Source organism: Ohtaekwangia sp. (genome assembly GCF_036568665.1).
In the GTDB taxonomy this organism is placed as follows: Bacteria; Bacteroidota; Bacteroidia; order Cytophagales; family Cyclobacteriaceae; genus Ohtaekwangia.
In genome coordinates this window covers 1-4,951 of the sequence record NZ_DATCSD010000386.1, presented here as the reverse complement: position 1 = coordinate 4,951, position 4,951 = coordinate 1, and the positions used below count along the sequence as shown (strand labels likewise).

At 43.3% G+C, this 4,951-nt stretch carries 3 protein-coding genes and 1 pseudogene; 2 read left to right on the top strand and 2 right to left on the bottom strand.

Going from position 1 to position 4,951, the window contains the following annotated elements; all coding sequences use genetic code 11:
• Positions 1–288 precede the first annotated feature (288 nt).
• Together VIN08_RS22545 and VIN08_RS22540 are read right to left on the bottom strand one after the other, a co-directional pair.
• Positions 289–2,325 carry a hypothetical protein gene (locus tag VIN08_RS22545; protein WP_331970131.1) on the bottom strand — a complete coding sequence of 679 codons (2,037 nt, stop codon included), beginning with the start codon at positions 2,323–2,325 and terminating at the stop codon, positions 289–291.
• 5 nt (positions 2,326–2,330) lie between these two features.
• Positions 2,331–3,740, bottom strand: coding sequence for an RtcB family protein (locus VIN08_RS22540; protein WP_331970128.1), 1,410 nt, complete (start codon positions 3,738–3,740; stop codon positions 2,331–2,333).
• A gap of 428 nt (positions 3,741–4,168) precedes the next feature.
• On the opposite strand from VIN08_RS22540, the gene VIN08_RS22535 reads away from it, so the two are divergent.
• Together VIN08_RS22535 and VIN08_RS22530 are read left to right on the top strand one after the other, a co-directional pair.
• Entirely contained in the window at positions 4,169–4,666 is a 498-nt protein-coding gene (locus VIN08_RS22535) for an NADH-quinone oxidoreductase subunit C (protein WP_331970125.1), read from the top strand.
• A 51-nt stretch (positions 4,667–4,717) separates the two neighbouring features.
• Positions 4,718–4,951: pseudogene (locus VIN08_RS22530) on the top strand (NADH-quinone oxidoreductase subunit D); the annotation flags it as partial.

The window sequence follows — 4,951 nt, the reverse complement described above, 5'->3', positions numbered from 1 at the left end:
TTGTGGAGTTATACTGCACAAGCTGTTATTGACAAGGAATAGTATAGATAGGATAATACCGATCCGGCTCCCGAACGGGAGTATAAATAAGGATGGTATAGTATTACAAGACGAGCATTTTAAAATCCCTCAGTTAAAGGGTTAAACATAGTGCTATATATACAACGCAAAGATAGAATACTGGCAATAAGAAAAACGTAACCACTAAAAATAAGTTGCAAAAGAAAACCCCCGGGGTTATTCGAGGGTTTAGTGGTTATTGTTATTGCCATATTCATTGCAGTATAGCTATACCATTTCAACAGCAGTTTGTAATTGCGCAGCTTTTTCCAGCGCTCTGATTTGTTGTTGTACGTTTCTGTCAAAGCTATAGTAATCTTCTTTTCGAACGAAGCCTTCTGTGCGAACCCATTCTTCTATACTATATTTTCTGACATACTCGGCAATCATGGCTTCTTCCATACGGGCATGTGTTGTAAGATATTCACCCATTTTCAGTAACAGAAGTTTATTTCTGTTCAGGATCAATTCTGCCTGCGTGAGACAATCTTTGATGATGCGCAAGGCTTCCTGCGAATACCTCTCTGTGTGATAAAAACTATCAGCATTATCAGATGAGGATGCTACTATAAGAACGGGATCTATACCCATGGCATATTGGCGGATAGCCCGGTTTGCCAGTTCCGTAGCAGTCTCAATATCGTGTCTTACGCCAGAAGAAGTATGCTCCTCACCGAAGATGAGTTTCTCCGCGGCATATCCGCCCAGCGTAAGAATGATGTCCTTTCGGATCGTATCCTTTGTCATCGGTCCGTCCGGAAAGTTGATCATACAAAAGCCTTCACCATCGTCAGAAGCAGTTTTAGAAACTACAACGGAGGGTATTATACGTAATGTAAGTGCGGCCAACACGGCATGTCCGGCCTCATGTATACCAGTATGCGCCTGTGTACTGCTGTTGATCGTTTTGCGCAGGCTATCGATTTTCAGATTTACTGCATCCAGAAAAGAATATATATACTTTCCATTAGCATTACAGATCTCCAGTAGAAAATACTCTTCTGCATAATACCAGTGCACAACATCGGCTGGCAGATCTTTTTCGAGTATCTCCATCACCAATTTGCCAATGCGTGATTCAATCAGGTTTTTGATAGTAGTAAATACCGGACGTGTGCCTTGCGAAGGAAATACGCCTTCTGCATATACTACATCTATCACTGAAGAATCAAAATCAATCTTCCATCCAAAAGATTCAAGTTCACGCTGGATCAATACCCGGAAATGAGCATTGTTGAATGAGCGGTATATAACATGATTGTTTCCCAGACGTGCGATCTGCTCGCTACGAAACCTCCTGCGTAATGCACTCTTGATATTGGCAATCGTGATATGCGTGGTTGCTTCGTAAAATTCATCTGCACTGATATCCGGATTCATGCTGCTACTCATCGGGTATGCTTCGTCCAGGTTTCCCAACACAAAGATGACTGAATGTGACAGATCAAGTTCTTTAGTTGCCGGTCGAGTTTTCATTCCTTCAATAATAAATTCACGGAGCTCGGCTAACGTAGAAGCCTTTATCTTGTCGCGGATATAGTTCTTGGAGAACTCGTCATGATCGAACAGACAATACAGCCCTTCAATAAAATCAGATGACAGAAAGTACGACTTGTTTATTGGCACGTTGCATCGTTCGTAACTTTCGAAATAGAACGTTTCAAATATCTGCAGAAACATCTCTGCTTCGGCTGCTACTTCACCATGTTCTATCGTTACACCATTTTTGATCGCCTTGTCGATCTTAGTAATGCAGGCATCGGCCCGGTATAGATAATACGTGCTGCTGCCCGGTATGTAATCGATCTTGCCTGAGTCGAGTATATCCCAGATCACACGAAGTTTATCTTTACCCAGTTCATTATTGTTGGCGTCCAGTGTTCGTGCAAATTGAAATTCATCAAGACAAATGATAGCAGATTTTTGGTGGAAGAACTCCAGGTCTTCTGTAAATATATTCTTCATCCACGAGGCAGAATCAGATTCGAACTCACCCATGTCGATGTGCGTATATAGTTTACGATGGTCCAGCATCTCCACGATACTTTGTACAAGCGCTGTCTTGCCAGAGCCCGTCAATCCCCATAAATTTATAACCGTTGGTCTAAGCTGCGCTTCCGGAAACAAATACCAAGGCATTAACAGGTTGATTACTTCATCGATCACATGATCGTTGCCGATAAAGCGCTCTTTCAACGCTGTGGCTACTGTCTGTAGCTTGTTCTTCCTTTCTATTAATTCGCTATGTGTAAATTTTAGTTTCATATAGTTTAATCTTTAGCCATCCGTACAATCTTCGGATGGAATTTTCCTTCGGTTGCTACTAGCGTTTGCTGGCTTCGCATAACCACTTCGATGTCTTTGTAGGCACCCGGTGATTCTTCGGCACTGCCGCCCAGGAGTATAACTTTCTCCTTCTGCAGTAATTTTTTCATACTGCCCATGGTGGTTGATTCCTTTGCTTTCAGTCGCGACATCTTGCGACCAGCGCCATGCGCTGCAGAGTATAATGATGCATCGTTACCTAATCCGCGCACGATATAGCCCGGAGCAATCATACTGCCGGGTATAATACCATATATACCTGTGGCTGCCGGTGTAGCTCCTTTTCGATGGACTATATATTCGTTGCCATCGATGAGTGTTTCTTTCCACGCAAAGTTGTGATGATTCTCAACGGACGTGAGGACATCTATACCTAAAGCGCGTATCAGATTTTTATGGATCTGATCATGACATGCCCGTGCATATTCACCGGCAAGATTCATCGAAAGCCAATACTCTGCACCTTCTTCACTATCCAGGTCAAGCCATGCTAATGATTTTGCTTCGCGCGGAAGCTTGCATTTGCCTGTAGCTATAGTGGTATAGTGCTGTGCTATATTTGCACCGAGGCTTCTGGAGCCTGAGTGGGAGAGTATAGCTGCATAGTGCCCTGGTCTTACTCCCAAAGTGTTGTCATCAGCGAGCTCAACGATTCCGAATTCAACAAAGTGATTTCCGGAGCCGGAGCTTCCTAGTTGTCGTACTGCTTTGCCATGCAGTCGCTTCAATAAAGCCGTCTCCTGAAAATCCGGATGATCGAGTATAGCATGCTCCTGCGAAAATTCAAGTCCGCCATCATTGCCGAAGTGCGTATACTCCTGCAATACTTTCTTTAATTCATGCGAGCGATGTTCTATATAACTTCCCGGTAAATCGAGAATGCTCAGCGCCATGCGACAACCGATGTCCATGCCAACACCATACGGTATAACAGCATTTTTAGTAGCGAGTACACCACCGATTGGCATGCCATATCCCTGATGTGCATCCGGCATCAGTGCGCCCTTCAACGCTATGGGTAAGCGCATAACCAGTTCCATTTGCCGCATAGCATTGCCATCGATATGCTTGCTGCCAAACACATCAAAAGGCCGTGGCACGGGCTCCAGTTCGTATACCTGCGATGCTGTTTCATCTGCAATAGTGTTTAGGAGTTTGTGCACCAGTATACCAAGCGTTGTATGATCCGTATAGTTTGTCGGATGCTCCAGCACATCGGTAATCAGCGTCAGTTTCTCCTCGTTGGATATATGCTTGAAGTGTCTGTTCATTAAATTCAACGCGAGACTTCTGGCTATATCAGAAGGAAAACGGATGACCGCGAGGTCATGTATCGTTATTTTTTGTTTGCCCATAAAGGTTTTGTTGGGCACATAAGCGCATGAGAATACCTGCCTTGCTATTACATGCAGCAAAGTAAAATGCAGGCGTGGCAGACTATACGCGAAAGCATATAGCGAGCACATGACTCACGACTTAATGTGCCTGAAATTTCTACTTATTGATTTTTTGGCTTGAAAATGCCAGACCTGATCCGGTAAAAATCTTACCGTAGCGGTTATTTGAAGATATGTGAACTTAGTACCAACATAATTTCTCACTCGTTAAGGTTAAACATGAATGAGGTGAAATGCTTATGCAAAGGTACATGGATTTATGATTTGGCAATGTGTAGTATAAAAAATAATTGTAACGTTCGTTCGCCGGCAATAAAACTATCTTGTAACGTGTACCTCACATTCCACTGTATTCTTTAATTTTGATTGTAGAATAGTATTAGAGAATGATCCCAACTACGATGACGATCGATACAATTGTTTCTTTATTGAATGATAAGATTGGTGCAGACTACGTTCGTGTCGATGCAACGGGTACACCTGCAACACTGGTTGTTAATCATGAAAAGCTTGTTGCTGTATGTACTGTACTTCGCGAGGATGCGTCTACCTATTTTGATATGCTCTCGTGTGTAACCGGTATAGATAATGGCGTGCAGGCTGCTACGATGGAAGTAGTATATAATTTGTATTCCATCCCCTATAATTTTCAGTTGATGATACGTGTAATGCTGCCGCGTGAAAATCCTGCGGTCGAATCATTAACGCATATCTGGAAATCTGCCGATTGGCTCGAACGTGAAGTATTCGATATGTATGGTATCATCTTCCATAATCATCCGGATCTTCGCAGAATACTTATGCCGGCCGATTGGGAAGGATACCCGCTCCGAAAAGATTACCAGCACCAGGAATACTACCGCGACATTCGCGTTGAATATTAGAGTATATATTTCTCAAAGACCCATTTTTGAAAATTAGTAAAGCACAGAACAATGCCCACCGATCGGATACAGTATAACTATAAGGAAGGAATCCTCGAGCTTTCAGAACCTAATAAACTGAAACCGGAGAACCTGCGGTCGGAGGAGATGATCATTAACCTCGGGCCTCAGCATCCTTCTACACACGGAGTACTTCGACTGGAAGTATTGATGGATGGCGAGATAGTAAAGGAAGTGGTTCCGCATATCGGGTACCTGCACCGTTGTTTTGAGAAGCATGCCGAG

What these genes read in the sequence shown, in the direction of transcription:
- VIN08_RS22545 (WP_331970131.1), bottom strand. Translation starts at nt 2,325, where the DNA reads ATGAAACTAAAATTTACACATAGCGAATTAATAGAAAGGAAGAACAAG.
- VIN08_RS22540 (WP_331970128.1), bottom strand. Translation starts at nt 3,740, where the DNA reads ATGGGCAAACAAAAAATAACGATACATGACCTCGCGGTCATCCGTTTT.
- VIN08_RS22535 (WP_331970125.1), top strand. Translation starts at nt 4,169, where the DNA reads ATGATCCCAACTACGATGACGATCGATACAATTGTTTCTTTATTGAAT.